General features: G+C 60.4%; 13 protein-coding genes. 5 read left to right on the top strand and 8 right to left on the bottom strand.

Features of this window, described 5'->3' with window-relative positions:
* The first annotated feature begins 73 nt into the window (after positions 1-73).
* Positions 74-2,740 (top strand): mechanosensitive ion channel domain-containing protein, encoded by a 2,667-nt coding sequence (locus tag P3T17_RS32505; protein ID WP_429410869.1) that lies wholly within the window; start codon positions 74-76, stop codon positions 2,738-2,740.
* An 18-nt stretch (positions 2,741-2,758) separates the two neighbouring features.
* Here the strand turns inward: P3T17_RS32505 and P3T17_RS32500 are convergent, their stop codons facing one another.
* From P3T17_RS32500 to P3T17_RS32480, 5 genes are all read right to left on the bottom strand, one after another.
* A complete protein-coding gene (locus P3T17_RS32500) occupies positions 2,759-5,032 on the bottom strand; it encodes an ATP-dependent DNA helicase (protein WP_429410866.1) in 2,274 nt (757 codons plus the stop codon).
* The gene (locus P3T17_RS32495) at positions 5,029-6,780 is read right to left on the bottom strand and encodes a VRR-NUC domain-containing protein (protein ID WP_429410864.1); all 1,752 of its coding nucleotides are present in this window, start codon (positions 6,778-6,780) and stop codon (positions 5,029-5,031) included. Before P3T17_RS32495 ends, P3T17_RS32500 begins: the two co-directional genes overlap by 4 nt.
* Positions 6,781-6,998: 218 nt before the next feature.
* Positions 6,999-7,496 carry an NUDIX domain-containing protein gene (locus tag P3T17_RS32490; protein ID WP_429410862.1) on the bottom strand — a complete coding sequence of 166 codons (498 nt, stop codon included), beginning with the start codon at positions 7,494-7,496 and terminating at the stop codon, positions 6,999-7,001.
* Between the two features lie 198 nt (positions 7,497-7,694).
* A complete protein-coding gene (locus P3T17_RS32485; protein WP_429410859.1) occupies positions 7,695-7,904 on the bottom strand; it encodes a hypothetical protein in 210 nt (69 codons plus the stop codon).
* A gap of 371 nt (positions 7,905-8,275) precedes the next feature.
* A complete protein-coding gene (locus tag P3T17_RS32480) occupies positions 8,276-9,745 on the bottom strand; it encodes a tetratricopeptide repeat protein (protein WP_429410857.1) in 1,470 nt (489 codons plus the stop codon).
* An 895-nt stretch (positions 9,746-10,640) separates the two neighbouring features.
* Here P3T17_RS32480 and P3T17_RS32475 point away from each other — a divergent pair.
* Positions 10,641-11,768, top strand: coding sequence for an aminotransferase class V-fold PLP-dependent enzyme (locus P3T17_RS32475; RefSeq protein ID WP_429410855.1), 1,128 nt, complete (start codon positions 10,641-10,643; stop codon positions 11,766-11,768).
* A 253-nt stretch (positions 11,769-12,021) separates the two neighbouring features.
* On the opposite strand, the gene P3T17_RS32470 is transcribed toward P3T17_RS32475, so the two are convergent.
* The 3 genes from P3T17_RS32470 to P3T17_RS32460 all read right to left on the bottom strand — a co-directional run bounded on the left by P3T17_RS32470 (position 12,022) and on the right by P3T17_RS32460 (position 15,629).
* Positions 12,022-12,342: a hypothetical protein gene (locus P3T17_RS32470; RefSeq protein WP_429410852.1), complete on the bottom strand. Its 321-nt coding sequence runs from the start codon at positions 12,340-12,342 to the stop codon at positions 12,022-12,024.
* Positions 12,343-12,978: 636 nt separating this feature from the next.
* Entirely contained in the window at positions 12,979-13,323 is a 345-nt protein-coding gene (locus tag P3T17_RS32465; RefSeq protein WP_429410850.1) for a hypothetical protein, read from the bottom strand.
* Between the two features lie 1,127 nt (positions 13,324-14,450).
* Complete coding sequence (locus P3T17_RS32460) at positions 14,451-15,629, bottom strand: acyltransferase family protein (protein WP_429410848.1); 1,179 nt, start codon at positions 15,627-15,629, stop codon at positions 14,451-14,453.
* Between the two features lie 665 nt (positions 15,630-16,294).
* Between P3T17_RS32460 and P3T17_RS32455 the strand changes: the two genes are divergently transcribed.
* The 3 genes from P3T17_RS32455 to P3T17_RS32445 are packed head-to-tail and all read left to right on the top strand — an operon-like array spanning position 16,295 to position 18,574.
* Positions 16,295-16,897 carry a DUF1326 domain-containing protein gene (locus P3T17_RS32455; RefSeq protein ID WP_074268523.1) on the top strand — a complete coding sequence of 201 codons (603 nt, stop codon included), beginning with the start codon at positions 16,295-16,297 and terminating at the stop codon, positions 16,895-16,897.
* Complete coding sequence (locus tag P3T17_RS32450) at positions 16,894-17,709, top strand: DUF2182 domain-containing protein (RefSeq protein ID WP_429410845.1); 816 nt, start codon at positions 16,894-16,896, stop codon at positions 17,707-17,709. The genes P3T17_RS32455 and P3T17_RS32450 overlap by 4 nt, the downstream gene beginning before the upstream one ends.
* Entirely contained in the window at positions 17,702-18,574 is an 873-nt protein-coding gene (locus P3T17_RS32445; protein ID WP_429410842.1) for a DMT family transporter, read from the top strand. Before P3T17_RS32450 ends, P3T17_RS32445 begins: the two co-directional genes overlap by 8 nt.
* The last annotated feature ends 84 nt before the right edge of the window (positions 18,575-18,658 follow it).

Below are 18,658 nucleotides of genomic sequence, written 5' to 3'. Positions count from 1 at the left end.
ATTTCAGTCAATCCGGCCGAATTGGCCCGTACCCGGACGGCGCCGATCATCGCGGCCGTCCCGCTTATCCCCTATGCGCAAACTACTCATCGTCTGGTTGTTGATCCTGTTCGCCGCGCCCGCCTTCGCTGCCGCGCCAGCGCCGGCCTCCACGGCCACTCCACCCGTCACGCTGACGCCTGCTCAGGCCCGGCAGGCGCTGGTGGTCCTCAACGACCCCAAACAGCGGGCCCAGATCGTCGACACGCTGCACGCAATCGCCGCAGCCGGCGCGCTTAGCGCACCACCGGCCTCGGCATCCGCGGCTGCCTCTGCGCCGGCTCCAGCCTCGGCGGCAAGCGGCGCGGCGGCCACCGTACGCGCCGCGTTCGAATCGAACGGTCTCGCCTCACAATTGGCCCGCGAGGGCGCCCATGGCGCTGTACAGGTGGTGGGTGCGCTGCGCCGCTCTCTGGCGGCCCTGCTCGACGTGACGTCCGTGCGCGTGTGGTGGATCGCGTTGATGAACGACCCGCAGCAGCGCGGCGAACTGGGCACCATTGTCCTCACGCTGCTCGGCGCACTGATCCCCGCGCTGGCCTTTGAATGGCTGACGCGCCGCCTGCTGCGCAAGGCGCTCACCGCGCTGGCGAACCGCCGCAATATGGACCCGCGCGAGATGTTTCTCGACGAACCGCCGGAGGTGGTCGCAGATGCCGACAGCACTGCTCCGGCCGCCGACGCAACCCTTGCTGCAACCCCACCTGCGCAAACCGTCTCGAGCGACGGCGATGCCCTTGCCGAGTCCGACGCCGAGCTGGCGGCTGCCGGTGCTGCCCCTACCTCCGCTCCTACCTCCGCGCCTGCCCCCGCTCCCGCCCCGGCCACGCCAGACGCGAACGCTACATCTGGCCAGCGGCACGCCGCGGTCCACTACTCGCTGATGCGCCGTCTGCCGCGCGCCGCGCTGCGCATGGTGGTTCGATGCATTCCGCTCGCCGTCTTCATCGGCGTAGCAAGCCTGCTGATGTCAGTCCTCTCCGAGGACGGCACGCCGCAAGACCATGCCCTCGATTCGATCATCGATATCTATGTGCTGAGCCGCGTGATCGTGATCGTCAGCGGCTTCTTTCTGCAACCCGACGCGCCACGTCTGCGGCTCCTGCAGATGGGCAGCAGATGGGCAGCGTTTACGCAGCGCTGGGTGGTGATGATCGTCAGCGTGGTCGGCGCGGGCTCGGCGCTCGCCGAGACCGCAGTGGCGCTTGGGCTGAACGACGACGCACACACCGCGCTGATGAAAGTGGTCGCGCTGATCGGCCACGTCATGATCTCGCTGCTGATCCTCCAATGCCGCCGGCCGGTCGCCGCGCGCATCCGGGTACGCTGTGCCGCCAGCCGGTCGCTGGCGGTATTCGGCAACGCGCTGGCAGATTCGTGGGCCACGATCAGCGTGTTCGTCGTGATGGCGCTGTGGTTCGTGTGGGCGCTCGATGTTCGCAACGGCTATCACACGCTGGTGCATCTGGGCGGCATTTCGATCGCGGTGCTGGTAGGCGCGCGGGTCGTGTCTATCGTGATCTTCGGCGCACTCGCGCGGATGTTCGACTCGCAGAACGGCCAGACCAACGACTCTCTCGTTCATCAACACGCCTACCGCTATTACCCGCTGCTGCGCCACGTCGTCTCGTCGGTGGTCGGCGTGATCACCGTGCTGGTGCTGTTCCAGGTGTGGGGCGCCAACGTGGCAGTGCTGTTCGAGAGCGGCACCATCGGCCACCGGCTCGCTTCCGCGCTGGTGACGATTGCCATTGCCGCGGGCGTTGCGCTGTTCGTGTGGGAAGCGGCCAACGTCACCGTCGAACGGCGTCTGCACCAGTGGACCACTGCGGGTGACCTCGTGCGCGCCGCCCGCCTGCGCACCTTGCTGCCGATGCTGCGCAGCCTGCTGTTCGTCGTGATTGCCCTCGTCGTGGTCCTCACCGGGCTCAGCGAACTCGGCGTGAATATCGGACCGCTGCTGGCCGGCGCCAGCATCTTCGGCGTGGCGCTCGGCTTCGGTTCGCAAAAGCTGGTGCAGGACTTCATCACGGGCATTTTCCTGCTGATGGAAAACGCCATGCAGGTCGGCGACTGGGTCACGCTCGCTGGCGTGTCGGGCACCGTCGAATATCTGTCGATCCGCACGGTGCGCCTGCGCGGCGGCGACGGCTCGCTGTACACGGTGCCGTTCAGTTCGGTGTCGACGGTCAACAATACCAATCGCGGCCTCGGCAATGCTGCCGTGAAGGTCAGCATCATCTATGGTCAGGACGTCGACCTCGCGATCGCCACGCTCAAGGAGATTGGTGCGTCTCTGCGCGAGGATCCGCAGTTCAAGGACGGCATCCTGTCCGACTTCGCATACTGGGGGATCGACTCCGTCGACGGCTCGGCGATAACGATGTCCGGTCAGATCCAGTGCCGCGATAGCGGGCGCTGGGGCGTACAGCGCGAATTCAACCGGCGCGTGGCCCAATTGTTTCAGGAACGCGGCATCCAGATTGCGAATCCGCAGCGCACGGTGTTCGTACGGGGCGATCGAGCGACGCCTCCTGAAGCGGCCGATGAGGCTACAGGGGGTTCGGCCGAGGTGACTGCGCCGGAAGCGCAACCGCCGGTGCAAGGCACAGCGCAGACACCCACGCAGCCACCAGCACAGGCATCAACGCAAGCGGCAGGCGAAGCACGGCCCGATCCGGCGAGGCGCTCGGGCTCCTGAACCTGAGCCCGCGCCTCCTCAAGGCACCTGCCACCAGCGCGGCAGCAGGCGACGCACCTCGGGACGCCGGTAGCGGTCATCGATCAGATGCACGACACCGGTGTCCTGCTCGGTGCGGATCACCCGCCCGGCGGCCTGCACTACCTTCTGCAGCCCTGGATACAGGTACATGTAGTCGTAGCCGTTGCCGAACTTCGCCTCCATGGTGCGGCGCATCTGTTCGTTGACGTCGTTGATCTGTGGCAGGCCGAGCGTCGCGACAAACGCGCCGATAAGCTGCTCACCCACCAGGTCGACGCCCTCCGAGAACGCGCCGCCCAACACCGCGAAACCCACGCCTTGACCCATGGCCCGGAAGCGCGCGAGAAAGGCTTCACGCGCGGCTTCGTCCATGCCCTGCTCCTGCATCCACACCGGGACCTCGGGATAGCGCTCGCGCATCAACGCCACGACCCGTTGCAGGTAATCGAAGCTGCTTAGAAAGCCAAGGTAGTTGCCGGGCTGCACCGCGTATTGCTGCGCGATCAACTCGACGATCGGCGCGAGAGAGCGTTCGCGATCGCGCCAGCGTGTCGATACGTGGCTCGCGACATGCACCTTCAGTTGCTCCGCTCGAAACGGCCCCTCGACGTCGAGCCAACGGGTTTCTTCCGGAAGGCCGAGCGTGTCCCGATAGAAATGATGCGGACTCAGCGTGCCCGAGAACATCACGGTGGTGCGCGCCGCCGCGTAACGCGGGACGAGAAATGGCGCGGGGATCACGTTGCGCACACACAGCGTCGAGGCACGCGTAGCGGAAGCGCCAGAAACGAACGTCGTGTCGAACACCGAATGCTCGCCGAACTGTTCAGCCAATGACACGAAATGCATTGCATCGAAATAAAAACGCAGCTGCGTTTCATCGATCGACAACGGCGCCTCCGCCACTTGCTCGGTCACCGCACCGATCAGATTTTGCGCGGCGCTCAACAGGCGCGGCGGCACTTCGGAATGCACCTGGTAGCCCTCGGTCTGCGCGCGATTCAGCGCATTCCACTCGCGATTGAGCCGTTCGAGCGGCTTGCGCAACGCGATGGGGGCGCTCTTGCGCGCAGCGCGGAATGCGCTTTGCTCGAGCGACGCCGTGTACATCCGGCGCGCCCGGTCGAGCAGATTGTGCGCTTCGTCGACCAGCACCGCTATGCGCCACTGGTTCAACTGGGTTAGCGCGTAGAGCAACGCACTGCTATCGTAGTAGTAGTTGTAGTCGCCTACTACGATGTCGCTCCAGCGCACCAGTTCCTGCGCGAGATAGTACGGACAGACGTCGTGCGCGAGCGCCGCTGAACGCACAGTCGCGCGGTCGAGACGGCGATGAGCAAGTGCCGTTCTGCGCGCCTCGTCGAGGCGGTCATAGAAACCTCGCGCGAGCGGACAGGAGTCGCCATGGCAGGCCTTGTCTGGATGCTCGCAGGCTTTGTCGCGCGCCACCAGTTCGAGTGTGCGCAATGGCAACGCGTTCACGTTGCCATTGGCCTCTGCGCTGGCATGCAACACATCGACGGCATCCAGTGCAAGCGCTCGCCCCGGCGTCTTGGCGGTCAGAAAAAAGATCCGTTCCACCTGATCCGCCGCGCAAGCCTTGAGCAGCGGAAAAATGGTCGCGAGCGTCTTGCCGATGCCCGTAGGCGCCTGCGCCATCAAAGTCTTTCCGTCGCGCGCAGCGCGGTAAACCGATACCGCCAGTTCGCGCTGTCCGCTGCGAAACTCAGCATGCGGAAACGCCAACGTGCCTAATGCCGCATTGCGTGCGTTACGGTGCGCCTCCTCTCGAGTGGCCCAGCCGATAAACCGCTCGCACTGTTCGACAAAAAATGCTTCCAGAGAGGCCGCCGTGTGCAACTGGGACAGCACGGTCTCCTTCTGGCTCGCAATGTCGAAGTAGACCAGCGCCACATGCACCTCGGTCAGCCCGCGCGAGTGACACAGCAGATGGCCATAAACCAGTGCCTGAGCCCAATGCAATGCGCGGTGATTGTCCCGCATCGCCGCGAGGTCGCCACGATAGGTCTTGACCTCTTCGATCCGATTGAGCACGGGGTCATACCCGTCCGCCCGGCCGCGCACGGTGAGGCTGCGATGTACACCGGTCAGCGTAATCTCCGCCTCGTAGTCGTCAGCCCGCCGCCCCGCTACGGTGGCATGTCCCGCGATGCCCTCCGCAGCCGTGGGCGCGGGCGTAAAACGCAGATCGAGATCGCCGCGTTTCGCCGTGAACTCGCACAACGCCCGCACAGCCACGACGTAGGTCATGCGTCCACCCCGGCGTCGATGGCAAGTTCGTCGTCGGCCCAGCGTACGTCGAGCACACGCACGGGCATGCCGTGCTGCGCACAGTATTCGAGCCAGCGGATCTGGTTGTCCTGCAGACGATCGCCGGGCCCCTTCACTTCGATCAGCTCATAGCGCCGCTCGGCAGGCCAGAAGCGCACGAGATCCGGCAGGCCGGAACGGTTGCTGCGAATGTCGCGCAGGAGCCGTTCGAACCAGAGTTTCAGATGCGCGGCCGGCAGACAATCGAGTGCCTGGGTGACGAGTTCAGGCGTCAAAACACCCCAGAACACGAACGGAGACAGTAACCCTGCCTTGCTCTCGAGATGCCGCAGTATCGTCTCGCGATACGCGCCACTGTCGAGTTGCGCGAGGCAAACTTCGAACTGCGCGGCGCGGCGCGCATGGAAATCGGGCGCATGCAGATCAGCTGGGCCGCGCTGGAAAGGATGGAAAAACGCACCGGGGATCGCCGCGAACACAGGTTCCCAGCACAGCAAACCGAACAGCGAATTGATCAGCGCATTCTCGACATAGTGAACCGGCGCGTGCGGACAACCCAGATGATCGCGCGCGACGTATTCCACCGCGAGAGGCGCAGCGGGCCGAGGCAAAACCAGCGTACTGCGCTCGATGGGACGAGCCTGCGTGCCCCTCGCTGCCTGTAGACCCAGACGACGTTGCAGTCGCGGCAACATGCGAGCGAGACGCTGACGTTCCTCTTCGCTTTCCGGCCCTTCGGCCGCTTCCTGCGCCAAGGCGAACGCCGCCTCGAAACGGCCACAGCGCTCGAGCACCCGCATGCGCCGATGACGTGCCCCCGGCCAGGTGCAGCGTATATAGACGCTCAGCGCCGCGTCCCACTGCTGCTGGCGTTCGCAATGCTGTCCGACGCGAAAGAGCAGCTTGGCACGACGCGCTTCGAGCCACGGGTTGCCGATCTCGATAGCAGCGATTTCGTCGACCAGCGGGTCAACGGGCTCATCTGCGCTCAGCGTCTCGAGCGCTTCGCGACAGGCGTGCAAGGCGAGATAGCCGTCCACATCCGCGCGCTGTTGAAACGCCCGTGACGACGGAGAAAACGCCACTGTCTCGTACTGGAACACGCCGAGATCCGCGAGCACGAACTCCGACCAGTCCTGCTGCAGATTGCCGAAGAACATCAGCCTCAGACGTTCGCACAGCGGCGCGACGGTGACATGAAACACACGGTCGGAGGTTTGCGGATTCCAGACGTCGTAGGGTTTGGCGTCGTGACAGGTCGCACGCAAGGCGTCGAGCAGATCTGACTTGCGGAGCCCTTTGCGTGCGGGGACGTCGGTAAAAATCTGCTGCAGTTCCGGGCGGGTCGCCAGCGCGAATAGCTCGTCGAGGCTTAGATGAGGTGTAGCGTCGATCCAGCCAAGCGCAATCAATGGCGTGGCTGCGAGCAGTGGGCAGCCGATTTCCTCGTAGACCAGGCGGCTGGCTTTGAAAAGCGTGCCTTTGCGCATCAGCATGCGCACGAGCAGCGCCCGCGATGCCTGTGGCAAGCGGCTGAACTCCGTGAGAAAGCTGCGCTCGTCGGGGCCGAGCACGTCGGCGTAGCGCTCGGCGAGCCATGCCAGCGCACGTTCGAAATTCAGCAGGTAGTAAAGCGCCCAGGGCGGCGGCGAGCTCTCCCCTGCCTGGCCGGCAAGAGCCGCGGAAGGAACATCGATAGTAGCGACGGAGGGCGCGTCAGGAAGCATCGGTCACCACGGGACGATCAATGGACTGTATGTTTGTACAGTATATGATAGCAAACCGCGCGTGGCCGCGGTTTCGATGATTGACGGCCCACACCTCCTGACTGGCTTCCGCGGCGGATGAACGTATAAACGAATCGCGAGACAATCGGGCGACACGGTTTTGTCACCGGAAGAAACTGAGGCAACCGCATGCAGTCGACCTGCGGCCTGATATCGCTTCAGGCGCTATCGACCGGCGATCGACTGCTGAGATACGCGGTGACTGCCCCTGTCAGCGCCATGCCCTGCAACTCCTCAGGTGATGCCAGATGCGTGGCGACAATCTCACGATTATCAAGCCGCAGCTCGGGCAAGCGATCGAGGTGCAGTTCAAAGAAATGCACCCGGTCTCTTCTCCCGTCCCAAATGCCGTACACACTGCCCGCGGGGCGTAATGGGTGCGGCGAGAGACCCAGCTCCTCCTCCATTTCGCGGTGCGCCGCTGCTTCGGGCGCCTCGCCAGGCTCGAGACTACCGCCGGGAAAATTCCACTCGTCGCGGTACGATGAGTGCACCAGCAACAGCGCCTGCCCGACATAGATTGCGACTAGCGCGCCCTCGTGGCGAGGCCGTCGAAGGTGCCACCAGGCGCGAGCGAGCCGGAATCCGAGGCGAAGCGCCATGCGCCAGACAGAGTCGACAACCATGGCCAGACGCGCTCGCTCATGGCTCTGCATGAGGTCTCTCCTTTCCTTTCATGGTCAGAGGATCTTCCGGTTCGTCGCGTTCGCGTGGGTTGGTCGTTTGGTGTCTGGTGTGCCGCTGCGTGAGAAAACTGTACGGCTAGCGCGGGTATCGAATGGTTAGGACCTGCGGAGCATGCTTCCCGAAGCGCTGCACCGAAGCCGTCACGGCAAAGGTGATTATTGCGCCGCTTACGTCTGCAATCTCTCGAGTTCCGCATGCACCTCATCGACCTTGCGCTGCCGCTCGGCAATTTTCCTGGCACTCTTGCCGTCGGCCTTTGCGTACGTAACCTCTTGCTCCACCGAGTTGCGTTTCGCATCGCAGCCGCTTGTCTGAGCGGAACACATTACCGGAAAGATGATGATGGCGAGCGTAAATGCCTTGATGGTTGTACTCAAGCGGGGCCTCCGGGTGTTTATGCTCTTGGTGTCGAGGTTCGATGCGGCAATATTACTTTGAATTGCGGAGGGGATTTGGAGAATCGCAGCTTGGCGGTCGAGAGTGATGTTGCACACCAAGATGCTGCGAAGGCACTGAGCAGAATGGGGCCGGCGGGCAATTCATTCAAGCGACAGATTTTTCGACTGCTCCAGGAGAGCGGCTACTCTATGTCAAAGCCAGCTGAACGGCCCGGACAACAGTTTCAGTTCAGCGGATGAACGCTCATTCGAAGTATGGGGCGACGGTCAGGCGCTCCCCGTTCGACACACTCACGCTAGCGCCCCGGAACCGGGCACCATGGCAATCACCGTCCACGTGGTTCGCCGACTCAAGGCCAGTTTTCGATTGCGTACCTCCGGCAATCCGCGGTTTCGAAATGCGCCGTTGGCCAATTCACCGTGTGCCGGCCAAATTTCGGCAGCTCATCCTTTGACAGGTCGGCGAGGCAACTGCGCCACGCGTCGGCGTCGGCCGATTCCGAATTGCCGCGGCACTGCGGATGGCGCTTTTCGCTAATCATGGCCTCCTCCAGTGCGGTTGCAGCCCTTTCCGGTTCTCTGAGTCGGGTCTCGATCTTCGCGACCTCTTTGTACGCCTTGCTTGTATATTCGTCGTCCAGCGCGATTGCCGCGCGCAGCTTGTCCAGCGCCTCAGTATGCTTTCCCTGTAGCTCCAGCGCTTCGCCCAGATTGACATAAGCCTCGGCGTAGCGAGGATCGTGTCGAATGGCCGATTCGAACTCGCGTTGGGCTAACTCGGCTGGCTGGGCGTGCAGTCGAAGCGATGAGTCCGTCGGTATATATTCGTGGCTCGCAATTTTAAGGTACTCGCGTCCGAGCGCATTATGCCCGGCGGCGAAAAAGTCGCGGTCGACTGCTACCCGTTGATATTTTTCGAGTGCCTCCTTATCGCAACCCATGTTTTCCAGTGCGATGCCCCAGTTATAGCGAGCCCACGAGAACTTTCGATCAATCCTTATCGCCTGCCGTGCGCGCTCGATCTCTGTCAGGTAATCGAGATTGTTTTCCGCAATCTTGGACAGTCCAAGATTCGCCCACATGGCGAGCTTCTCCTGATCCTTGGCCGACCCATTTTTCAGAACCTTTTCAAATTCATTTGCTGCATCGGTGTATTGGCAAGACGTCCCTTCCTCGCATTCTTTTTGTGCCTGGTCGAAGACAGACGATGCAAGTATGTAAGGGCTGTAAATCTGCATCGCAGCCCTTGCTCCCCGAGAAATCACTTCATCCACGTCGCCGCGCTGACTGTAAGCATCAAACAGATACGCTTCGCCTCCGGGTCTAACCACGCGTCCGAAGAGCCGCAGCGCCCCACCGTCCCAGACGATTTCCGCGGTGATATGACCGTCACGCCGGGTAATGTCCTTGATCGCGGTCACCACGTCCTGGACCGACATTCCGGTTCCCGGAACCTCAAGATGCAGGTCCTTTGTTCCTTCTTCTTCGAGCGTATCGTGGATCTCGGTAGGCATGACTGAAGACGCAGAATTGATCATCGAAAGCATGTCTTCGCTGAACCTGCTTTGACTCGTGGACGCGGTGAATCCGCTTGCGACAAGATCGCTCGGCGTTGCGATCGGCTCAATTATCGTGACCGAGCGCAAGCCTGAACTCGTATAGACCAGCCCAATGCCTACAGCGGCGATCACTCCAATCGCAACGAGCCCTTTTTGCAGGTAGCCGAGTCCGCGAAAACCGGACTGCACGGCGCGCACGAACACGCCGCCAGCTGTGGCGACGAACCGGACACCTTGCTTGAAAATCTGTGAAAGTTTCATCGCGGCACCTTTCAGTTCGAACGGGCTACCGGAGCAGTCGGCGAACGCGGCTTGCCATTCTTCCGCCGACAGTAGCCGAGCTCATTGAGATCGTTTCTCGTTCGTTGTCCTGCAATAGAAAAAGGACGAGAGTTCCTACAAGAACTAAAGCCGCGAGACATTCACAATGTTAAAAACGAAACACCGGTCGATCGAATTAATCAAATTTCCGATTTAGCACAGCAATAACAAGCTGCATCGGGACGCCAACCTGAAAAAGGAGTTTCGCGCGCCGAAGAGGCGATGCTGGTCGGGCACAAGCTGATGGGCGAGCACGCGGACCGGCCGCCGCAGCGTACGCCGACGAGGTGTTTCAGGGCGTAATAGCTGCTTGCATTGCGATTGCCGGACGTGAAGAGCCGGAGTTCAGGCAGTTCCTCGCCGAAGGCGCAGCCGACACGCAAGTACGCATCTGCTTACTGTGTGAACGGCAGTTCGCAGTCGCTGAGTAGCGAATCACAGGAAAGCAACCAGAAGCTGCCTGACCGACGGTGGTACCCGAACGTCGGCTCCGGCCGAACTCCACTCGACGATTATCGGGTGGGTCGCGCATGCGCTGCAGTCATCGGGTGACGGCTTTGCAGGATGTTGTTCCACGCATCACGGGATGCGTTCTCTCCTCATGGCAAACTCCCACAAGACAGTTGGGAGTTTCATTTTTCGACCACGCTCCTGCGAAGGTTCACAATGGTGCTGATTGTTGCCACCGCAGCATTGCCAACTGGTGTGGCTCGACGGCTGGTCCATGTCGAAACTTGCCGGATGGATAACGGGCGCTGTCGTCCGATGCCGTTGCAGGTGGCTTTCGTTAGAATTTGTTTTCGATTCTTTTATTCGTCTATAACCGGAGGCGACCGTGCCAGGATTACTTCCCCATGTCGACCGCGAGGGACTCCTCGAATATTCGGTCGTTTACACCGACCGATCAATCAATCATATGTCGCAGCTCTTTCAAGGAGTCGTACGCGATATTTCCGGCGCCCTGAAAAAAGTCTACAACGCGAAGTCGGCTATTGTCGTCCCGGGCAGCGGGACTTTTGGCATGGAGGCCGTCGCCCGGCAGTTCGCGACGAACAGGAAGTGTCTGGTCATCCGCAATGGCTGGTTCAGTTTCCGCTGGTCGCAGATTTTCGACATGGGCGATATTCCATCTGAATCGACGGTGTTGAAGGCGCGTCCGGTCGAACAAGGAAGGCAGGCCGCCTACGCACCGGCTCCGATCGAAGAAGTGGTCGCTGCGATCAAGGAAAACAAGCCGGATCTGGTCTTTGCGCCGCATGTCGAAACTGCATCCGGGATGATGTTGCCTGATGCCTATTTGCGTGCCGTGTCCGACGCTGTTCATGCGGTCGGCGGCATGTTTGTACTGGATTGCATCGCCTCCGGTACGGTCTGGGTGGACATGCAGGCCAGTGGCGTTGATGTCCTGATCAGCGCACCGCAAAAAGGATGGAGCGCGTCACCCTGCTGCGCACTGGTCATGCTCAGTCCTCTCGCCCGCGAAAGAATCGACGCAACAACCAGCACCAGTTTCGCGTGCGATCTTCGCAAGTGGCTGCAGATCATGGAAGCCTACGAGAACGGCGGGTTCGCGTACCACGCTACGATGCCCACGGACGGTCTCGCGACGCTGCGTGACGTCATGAAGGAAACCGAGGCGTATGGCTTCGACAAAGTAAGAGCGGAGCAGCTTGAACTCGGCAAGCGCATTCGCTCACTCTTGAGTAGCAAAGGTTTCAAAAGCGTGGCGGCCGAAGGTTTTCAGTCTCCGGGCGTCGTAGTCTGCTACACGGACGATGACGGCATACGATCCGGCAAGAAATTCGCCGACGCCGGCTTGCAGATCGCGCCCGGCGTTCCCCTTCAATGCGACGAGCCTGAAGACTTCAAGACCTTCCGCGTCGGATTATTTGGCCTGGACAAACTGCATGACGTCGAAGGCGCAGTCGCCAGGCTCGCCAAGGCGTTGGACAGTATTCTTTAGAGCGCTTTTGCGGTACATGTGCGCATGGCTCGCCCTCGCAACCGAAGCGACAGTAGGGCTCCGGAACTTGCCGGGATAGCTTATGCGCACGCTTCGGTCATTGCCATCATTCGAATATCGGCATTGCTCAAGTGGCTAAGGATCGCTTTCGGGTCATTCGCACGTCGGCGTGCCTTGACTTATCCGGCACCAAGGCGAGTCCACCGCCATCGTCGGCATGATCGCAGTGAACGGTGCATCCGTTTGCGCCAAACTATCTGACGGGCGCACGAATCTCGCCGTCTACCAGCAGCATGCGCTTCTCGGCCGTGACGATGTACTGCACTTTCTGCGTCGCTGTGACGCTGCCATACGATGCGCCATTGACGAAAACGGAGCCATTCTTCAGTTCAACGATGTCATTGCCGACGCGAGCCCTTCCCTGCGTCCCAACGAGTGTTGCTTCGCTGCGATCCGGCGTAGAAGAACTGCTGACAGACGTGCCAGCCCCGGCGGTGCTTGAACTGCACGATGACTCGCAACCAGCGATGGTCGACGCAGCAAGCATGGCCAGGATAATGGGAATGCCCTTCATCGATCGCTCCTGTCCTGAATGGCAGCTTATACACACGGGTTGAGGTTAGATTTTTCGTAGCTTATGCAGGATAACTTATTAATAAATGAGAAACTAACTGAACACTTTGGCCAGGATCTGCCGAGCTCGCCGGGATTCATCTGGTGGCAGGCTTGGCGTCCGCACAATCTTCACAACAATAATAGTGCGAGAAACGTCGATGGCAATTGTTTCAGCACCAAGAAATGTATGGAGATGTAACGGGTATCCACTGTCGGCGAAAGCTACGGTCTAACAGCAGAAAATCAAAAGGCTCAACATCGCGCGGCTCCCATATGAATGCAAAAACAACGCTTTGTATGGTGAGCGCGGAACGAACCGACAATCGGCAGCAGTCGCCCCGGAAGAGCCCTTCAGATTTCTCAGAAGCGGCAGTTCAATGTTACCTTCCCACTCGCGGGAGTGGTTTGAACGGGGAAGTGGCTCCGCCGAAAAGCAATCGCAAAGTAGTCGATTGAAGTCAGGGCGATGTCATCGGGTAAGCGAGGCGAAATGGAACCAGAAAAATCAATACCGTTAACCAAACCTGAGCGGCCTTTGGTTCTACCGCGTACCGGCCATTCGCGCGGCGCTCATCACGCACAGCGTTTGAAGTTCTTAGCACCACGGCAGCGGCGGCTTCGCAAAAGTCACCCGGTCCGCACCTTCGACCGCTTGCTGTACGTGCAGGGCGGTCGTCCCGCGGAGCCAGCGATCGGTTGCTAGAGTCGAATCCGTTTTGAGCGCGAAATACGGGTAGCCCGGCGACGGGCTGTTCTCTATCATTCCCATCCCAAACTGGCGACAATGCGGCATGTAACTGAAACCCACCGCTCCACTCGGGTCAGCCACGTCTCTCCAAAAGGCCTCGCGCAGTCCGACGAAAGTCGTTGTGCCTTGCGCATGCGCGATGGAAACACCTGACAAGTTCAAAACCGCAGCGAAGATAAGAGCTTTGTTCAAGTATGTCCTCCGTGATTACCTACGTCGCGCTACTAGCGGGAGCGGCATGCGTGCAAAATACTTGTCTTCAGAGGCAACTGCGTGGCCTCCGACGCAAGCGTGGCAATTGTCATTGATCCGGACGCGGAAGTCGACGTGCGGCCCATAGTCAAACTGGGCACAACAGTGACAGGCTCAGTTGATCCTGAAAGGACATTCGACGATCTTAAAAGCAGCCGTTCGAACGACGCATCTTTAGCCAAACGCGCACGATCTGATGAGCGGCTCGTTGGCCGCTATGTATCTAGTCGCCTGAATCGAATCTCTGCAATTGTTTGCACGAACAACCAGAAGCCGCACCAGGCTATTCCGAACCGGGCCATCCACTTACCAGCTTGTCGAACCGCAGCGGCTTGGGTATCAAGATACTGTTGAGTTAATTGAAAAACGTCGGCACCCGAAATCGTGACTCGCGCGGGATGGCCGCCGCAGAATTCTGCACGTACAGGAGAGCCGACCCTCCCCTCAAAAAGCCTTGGGTCAAGCGGACCACAGCCCCCCTTGGCGCAACGCGAAAGGAGCGTGGCGTTGTCTCCTGCTTCCTGGATGAAGTAGGAGTTTGTAATGTGTGATATGCGCCCGACAGCGACTCTGTCTATTGCAAGATCGCCAGATGTATTTACGTGGCATATCTCCGAGAGCTTGGACGGCGGTGCCCGCAGCATAGCCGGTATAACAGCACTAAGCAGTCCAGTGACCGCGATAGATAGCGTGAGGCGCCGCAACTTCCCCATGTCGAATCTTGTTGTCATTGATGCGGTGCTACAGTAGGTCCCAAAGAATGAATCAGATTGTCAACGATTGGAGTCATGTTGTCGAATGTCCCTTCGTGGCCGGCTACTGTCTCATGCAAACGGCATGGACCGCCCGAATCGCCGTCGGTCACGATCGGCAGCACTCGACCGTCAGTCGCCGTTCGGACTGCTGACGCCGCAATGACCGCTTTCGGGGTGTAACGGACGCGCCCCCGCCAAGTTGATCGGCAATTGTCGGCCGAAGCCGACTCACATACGGTCGACTCGTGTTCTGGGTGGTCGTCTGCCCGTTTGGGCCATTAATGAAAATATGATGGCCTCTAAAAAGCTTTTTTACTGGTTGAGTGTCGCATCAACCGTCATGGGAAGATTTTTGCGCACTATCCACCCTTTGAGAAGGCGCCGGCGAACGGGGATGTCGTAGATTTTCTCGGCAATGCTGGCAAGAGCAACCACCGTCAGCAGCAAGCCTGCGCCGACCCAGGGTGTAACGTGGGGTCCGAGGTGCTCGATGTCGCCAAACATAAGCTGGCAAAAGGCACCAACCGGCACATGCAGCACGTAGACGCCGTAGGAAACCGCTCCAAAAAATAAAAATACCTTACGAACCTTGCGCGACGGTTCAACGGCCGCGGCGACCCAGACCAACACCGGAGATACGAAGAGCGCGATGGAAAAGATGAATACCGTGCGGAAAATGTCGGGGATAGGCAGGCAGAAAAGCAATATGAAAGCCGCCACTAGTGCGATTGCAAGGACGTTGCTGGTCTTTCGTCGGGCGGCGCGAAACCGGAACAGGAGAATACCTGTCGAGAAAGAATATGCAATGCGTAGCAATCCGACGTAGCTGCCGGCGAGAATCCATCCGGCGCTTAGAGGCTTGCCATGAATACCCTTGGCGATCAGCATCACACCAGACGCTGCGACGAGCGTAAGCAGCACTCGGGTGGAAAGATACTTGAAAAACACTGCGTAGCCAGCGTTCGCCAGGAGTTCAAAAAACAGTGACCACGAGGGATAATTCAAAGGGTACAGGACCCTTTCGGCATAGCTGAGCGGATAGAAGATTCGTATCACGAGAGGACATGGGAGCATCAGCAGGCCAAAAGGGAATGCTGAAGCCACGAGGTGCCAATCAGAACGAGGTAACCGCCATAGCAGACCCGCGGTTCCGAGTAGTGTTCCGAGCGCATAAAGAGGATATAACCGGATAAGCCTGAGTCTCATGAACCGAAGCGGACTGATGTTGCCACACGAGAGCTTTTCTTCGTAGGCACTCGCAATAACAAATCCGCTCATTACGAAGAACAGGTCGACCATCAGGTAGCTGTTTTCGACATATACCGGACGAAAAAAGCCAGGAAAATGGTACATCACGACGAGCATCGCCGCCACACCTCGTAGACCGTCCAAGGTCGAGTACTTGTCCGACGTGGTTCGCATGTCCATATGCCCCTTTGCCGATACACTGTTAAATCGCGAGACAGTGCCCAACATCACTACATAATCCATGCAGTACTCAGCTTCGCCCTGTGCGTGGCTCGAACACCCATTGCAGACCTCCGACCGAGCTGTCGCTCGCCGCGTTAGATTGTAGGAAGACTTGACAGGGAGGCTCGGTGGGTTTGCGAACACTTGAGCGCCTTAGTTTTGCCCTTTAACCGCGCTGCCATTGTCGTGACGGAAACGGGCGACCGTCTTGAAGTCGGACATCAATCGCCAGGTTAGCCATTTAGGGTGGGTATTGGTTTGGGCCTCGCGCTCGGACGTCGCGTGACTCCTAACGGCGTCTACGAGCCGCCGCGTTTCTGTGGCCTGTGACGCCGCTTCGGTATGCTAAGGGGAGGTCGCACGTCACGAACAGCGCGGGCGGGAGTGTCTGCAAGTGGCCCGCACTGAGCCCTACGACGAGCGGCTCAGTCCACCCACTCCCGCCGTTTGGTCCTGCCCCCAGATCAACGGCGGCTTGTTGGATTCCAGCGGACATCGAAGAGCCCTCTCGTCACCCGGGTTGAACGACGCAATGACCTCGCACAACCGCTGGTCTGACCGTTATCGAACGGGCTGGACGTCATCGAACTTGACTTGTCGCAACCCGCAGCGGGAAAATTAGGAGTTCTTGCAGCCGCGCCCCGCGGCGACAAGTCGGTGTTCGCGTGCCTTCAATGGAGGTTCGTATGAGTTATCACCTGGAAGGTCGTCTACTCGAAGTTTGCAACTGCAAGGTGCTTTGCCCCTGTTGGATCGGCGAGGACCCTGACAACGGTACCTGCGACACCATTGTCGCGTGGCGTATAGACAAGGGAACGGTCGACGGCGTCGATGTGGCCGGCAATACCATCGCGGCCGTCGCCCATGTGCCCGGCAACATCCTGCAAGGCAACTGGACTGCCGCGATCTATGTCGACGACCAAGCCTCAAAGGCGCAGGAAGAGGCACTACTGAAGGTCTATACCGGTCAGGCCGGCGGACCGGTCGCCGACCTCGCCAAGCTCATTGGCCAGGTCGTATCCGTGGAGCGAGCGCCGATCCGCTTTACCGTGGTTGCAGGCAAAGGCGAACTCGAGATCGGCACGAACTACTACGCCGAACTCGAACCCTATCTCGGCGCGACCGGGGGCCAGACCACGCTGTCCGACACCGTGTTCTCGACAGTGCCCGGCGCTCCGGTGTTTGTGGGCAAGGCCCCGACCTATCGATCGAAGAACCCCGCACTCGGCATCGACCTCGACATCAAAAATCACAACGCCCTGCAGAGCACGTTTGTCTTCGATGCATGAGCCCGATGGCCGGCCCAACGTCGGCCCACGCCTCGCGCCATGTTCACGTGTTTATGCCGGTCCTAGTTGCGCTGATTGCGCTCGCGTGGGTAGTGTTATGGGCGTGGGCGCGCAGTCCATACGGACGCTATCTCGAGCACGGTGACTGGACAGCGTCGGGACCGGCGGCATTTCTGTGCCGTGTTGTTCCTGCGGGCTACGTGGTCGTGCCCGTGGTGCTCTACGCAGTCGCATGGATCCTTATGACAGCGGCCATGATGCTGCCGACCACGTTACCGTTGTTCAATGCCTTCGACCGGTTGACGGCGAGTCGCCCTGACCATTGGTACCTTCTTATGCTGCTCGGCCTGGGCTACATGACGGTGTGGGGAACCTTCGGACTTTTGGCGCATGCACTTCACAGTGCATTGCTGTCCCTGCTCGCCAGCGTACCCACGCTGGCATGGCACGGCTGGCTGATCGGCGTCGCAGTCATTGCGGTGGCTGGCGCATTTCAGTTCAGCAAGCTCAAGTACCGGTGCCTTGAAAAATGCCGCACGCCCTTGAGCTTCGTCATCGAGCACTGGCGTGGGCACGCGCAGGCCCGGAACGCGTTTGCGCTAGGCGCGCAGCACGGCCTGTTCTGCGTCGGTTGCTGCTGGGCGTTGATGCTATTGATGTTCGCGCTCGGTACCGGCAGCCTCGGCTGGATGCTCCTGCTTGCCGCCGTGATGGCGATCGAAAAGAACGTTCGCTGGGGCAAGCGTCTCAGCACGCCCCTCGGCGTGGCGCTTTTGTCGTGGGCAGTCGTTCTGGTGGTAACCCATGCATGACGCGCGCGGTGGCCTGCTCATTTTGCAGACGATCGTGCTCACTGCGGTGGCGATGCTCGCCTTCGCGGCCAATTCGCTGCTGTGCCGGCTCGCGCTGCAGCGCGGGGAAATCGATCCGGTCAGCTTCGCCGGCATCAGGTTGGTTTCGGGAGCGATCGTGCTCGCCGTCATCGTGCGGTTCAGGTCGGAACGGCCCGCGCCCATCCATGCCGACTGGCTCGCCGCTGCCATGCTGTTTGTTTACGTCGCCTTCTTCTCCTTCGCGTATCTCACCTTGTCCGCAGGCACGGGCGCATTGATCCTGTTCGGGGCAGTTCAATTGACGATGTTCAGCGTGGGTCTGCGCTCCGGCGAGAAGTTCGGATCCGTCGCATGGCTCGGTCTCGCACTGGCTGTCGCAGGGCTTGTCTACCTGGTGTCGCCGGGGATCGCCGCGCCGCCGCTCGTCGGCGCGGCGTTGATGGCAATAGCGGGCGTCGCATGGGGCGTGTACTCGTTGCGTGGCCGCGGAGTGGCTGACCCGCTCGCAGCGACGGCGGGAAACTTCGCGCGGGCGGCTCCGCTTGCCCTCTTGCTGAGCGTGCTTTTCATCGCCAACGCCCGCGTTTACGCGAACGGGGCCGGGATCGCCCTGGCGATTGCCTCCGGCGCGCTCACGTCCGGCATCGGGTATGTCATCTGGTATGCGGCGCTGAGCAAGCTTACCGCCATGCGAGCCGCCACTGTACAGTTGTCGGTGCCGCTGATCGCTGCATTTGGCGGAGTGGCGTTCCTTTCGGAAGCGATCACGCCGCGCCTGGCTGCGGCTTCCGCAACGATTCTTGGTGGTATCGCGATGGTGCTGACCAGCAAGTCGCGCACATAGCGTCCATCGTGCCGGCGAACCGTATTCCCGATCAGGCATGGTCGACCATGCCTACAAACGGCGCGCCATTTCGACTGCGATAGT

Origin of the sequence: Paraburkholderia sp. GAS82 (assembly GCF_050436285.1) — a bacterium.
Lineage (GTDB): Bacteria > Pseudomonadota > Gammaproteobacteria > Burkholderiales > Burkholderiaceae > Paraburkholderia > Paraburkholderia phenazinium_B.
Note: the sequence above shows the minus strand (reverse complement) of the source record. Positions and strands in the feature narration are given on the sequence as shown.

What these genes read in the sequence shown, in the direction of transcription:
- P3T17_RS32505 (WP_429410869.1), top strand. Translation starts at nt 74, where the DNA reads ATGCGCAAACTACTCATCGTCTGGTTGTTGATCCTGTTCGCCGCGCCC.
- P3T17_RS32500 (WP_429410866.1), bottom strand. Translation starts at nt 5,032, where the DNA reads ATGACCTACGTCGTGGCTGTGCGGGCGTTGTGCGAGTTCACGGCGAAA.
- P3T17_RS32495 (WP_429410864.1), bottom strand. Translation starts at nt 6,780, where the DNA reads ATGCTTCCTGACGCGCCCTCCGTCGCTACTATCGATGTTCCTTCCGCG.
- P3T17_RS32490 (WP_429410862.1), bottom strand. Translation starts at nt 7,496, where the DNA reads ATGCAGAGCCATGAGCGAGCGCGTCTGGCCATGGTTGTCGACTCTGTC.
- P3T17_RS32480 (WP_429410857.1), bottom strand. Translation starts at nt 9,745, where the DNA reads ATGAAACTTTCACAGATTTTCAAGCAAGGTGTCCGGTTCGTCGCCACA.
- P3T17_RS32470 (WP_429410852.1), bottom strand. Translation starts at nt 12,342, where the DNA reads ATGAAGGGCATTCCCATTATCCTGGCCATGCTTGCTGCGTCGACCATC.
- P3T17_RS32460 (WP_429410848.1), bottom strand. Translation starts at nt 15,629, where the DNA reads ATGGATTATGTAGTGATGTTGGGCACTGTCTCGCGATTTAACAGTGTA.
- P3T17_RS32455 (WP_074268523.1), top strand. Translation starts at nt 16,295, where the DNA reads ATGAGTTATCACCTGGAAGGTCGTCTACTCGAAGTTTGCAACTGCAAG.
- P3T17_RS32450 (WP_429410845.1), top strand. Translation starts at nt 16,894, where the DNA reads ATGAGCCCGATGGCCGGCCCAACGTCGGCCCACGCCTCGCGCCATGTT.
- P3T17_RS32445 (WP_429410842.1), top strand. Translation starts at nt 17,702, where the DNA reads ATGCATGACGCGCGCGGTGGCCTGCTCATTTTGCAGACGATCGTGCTC.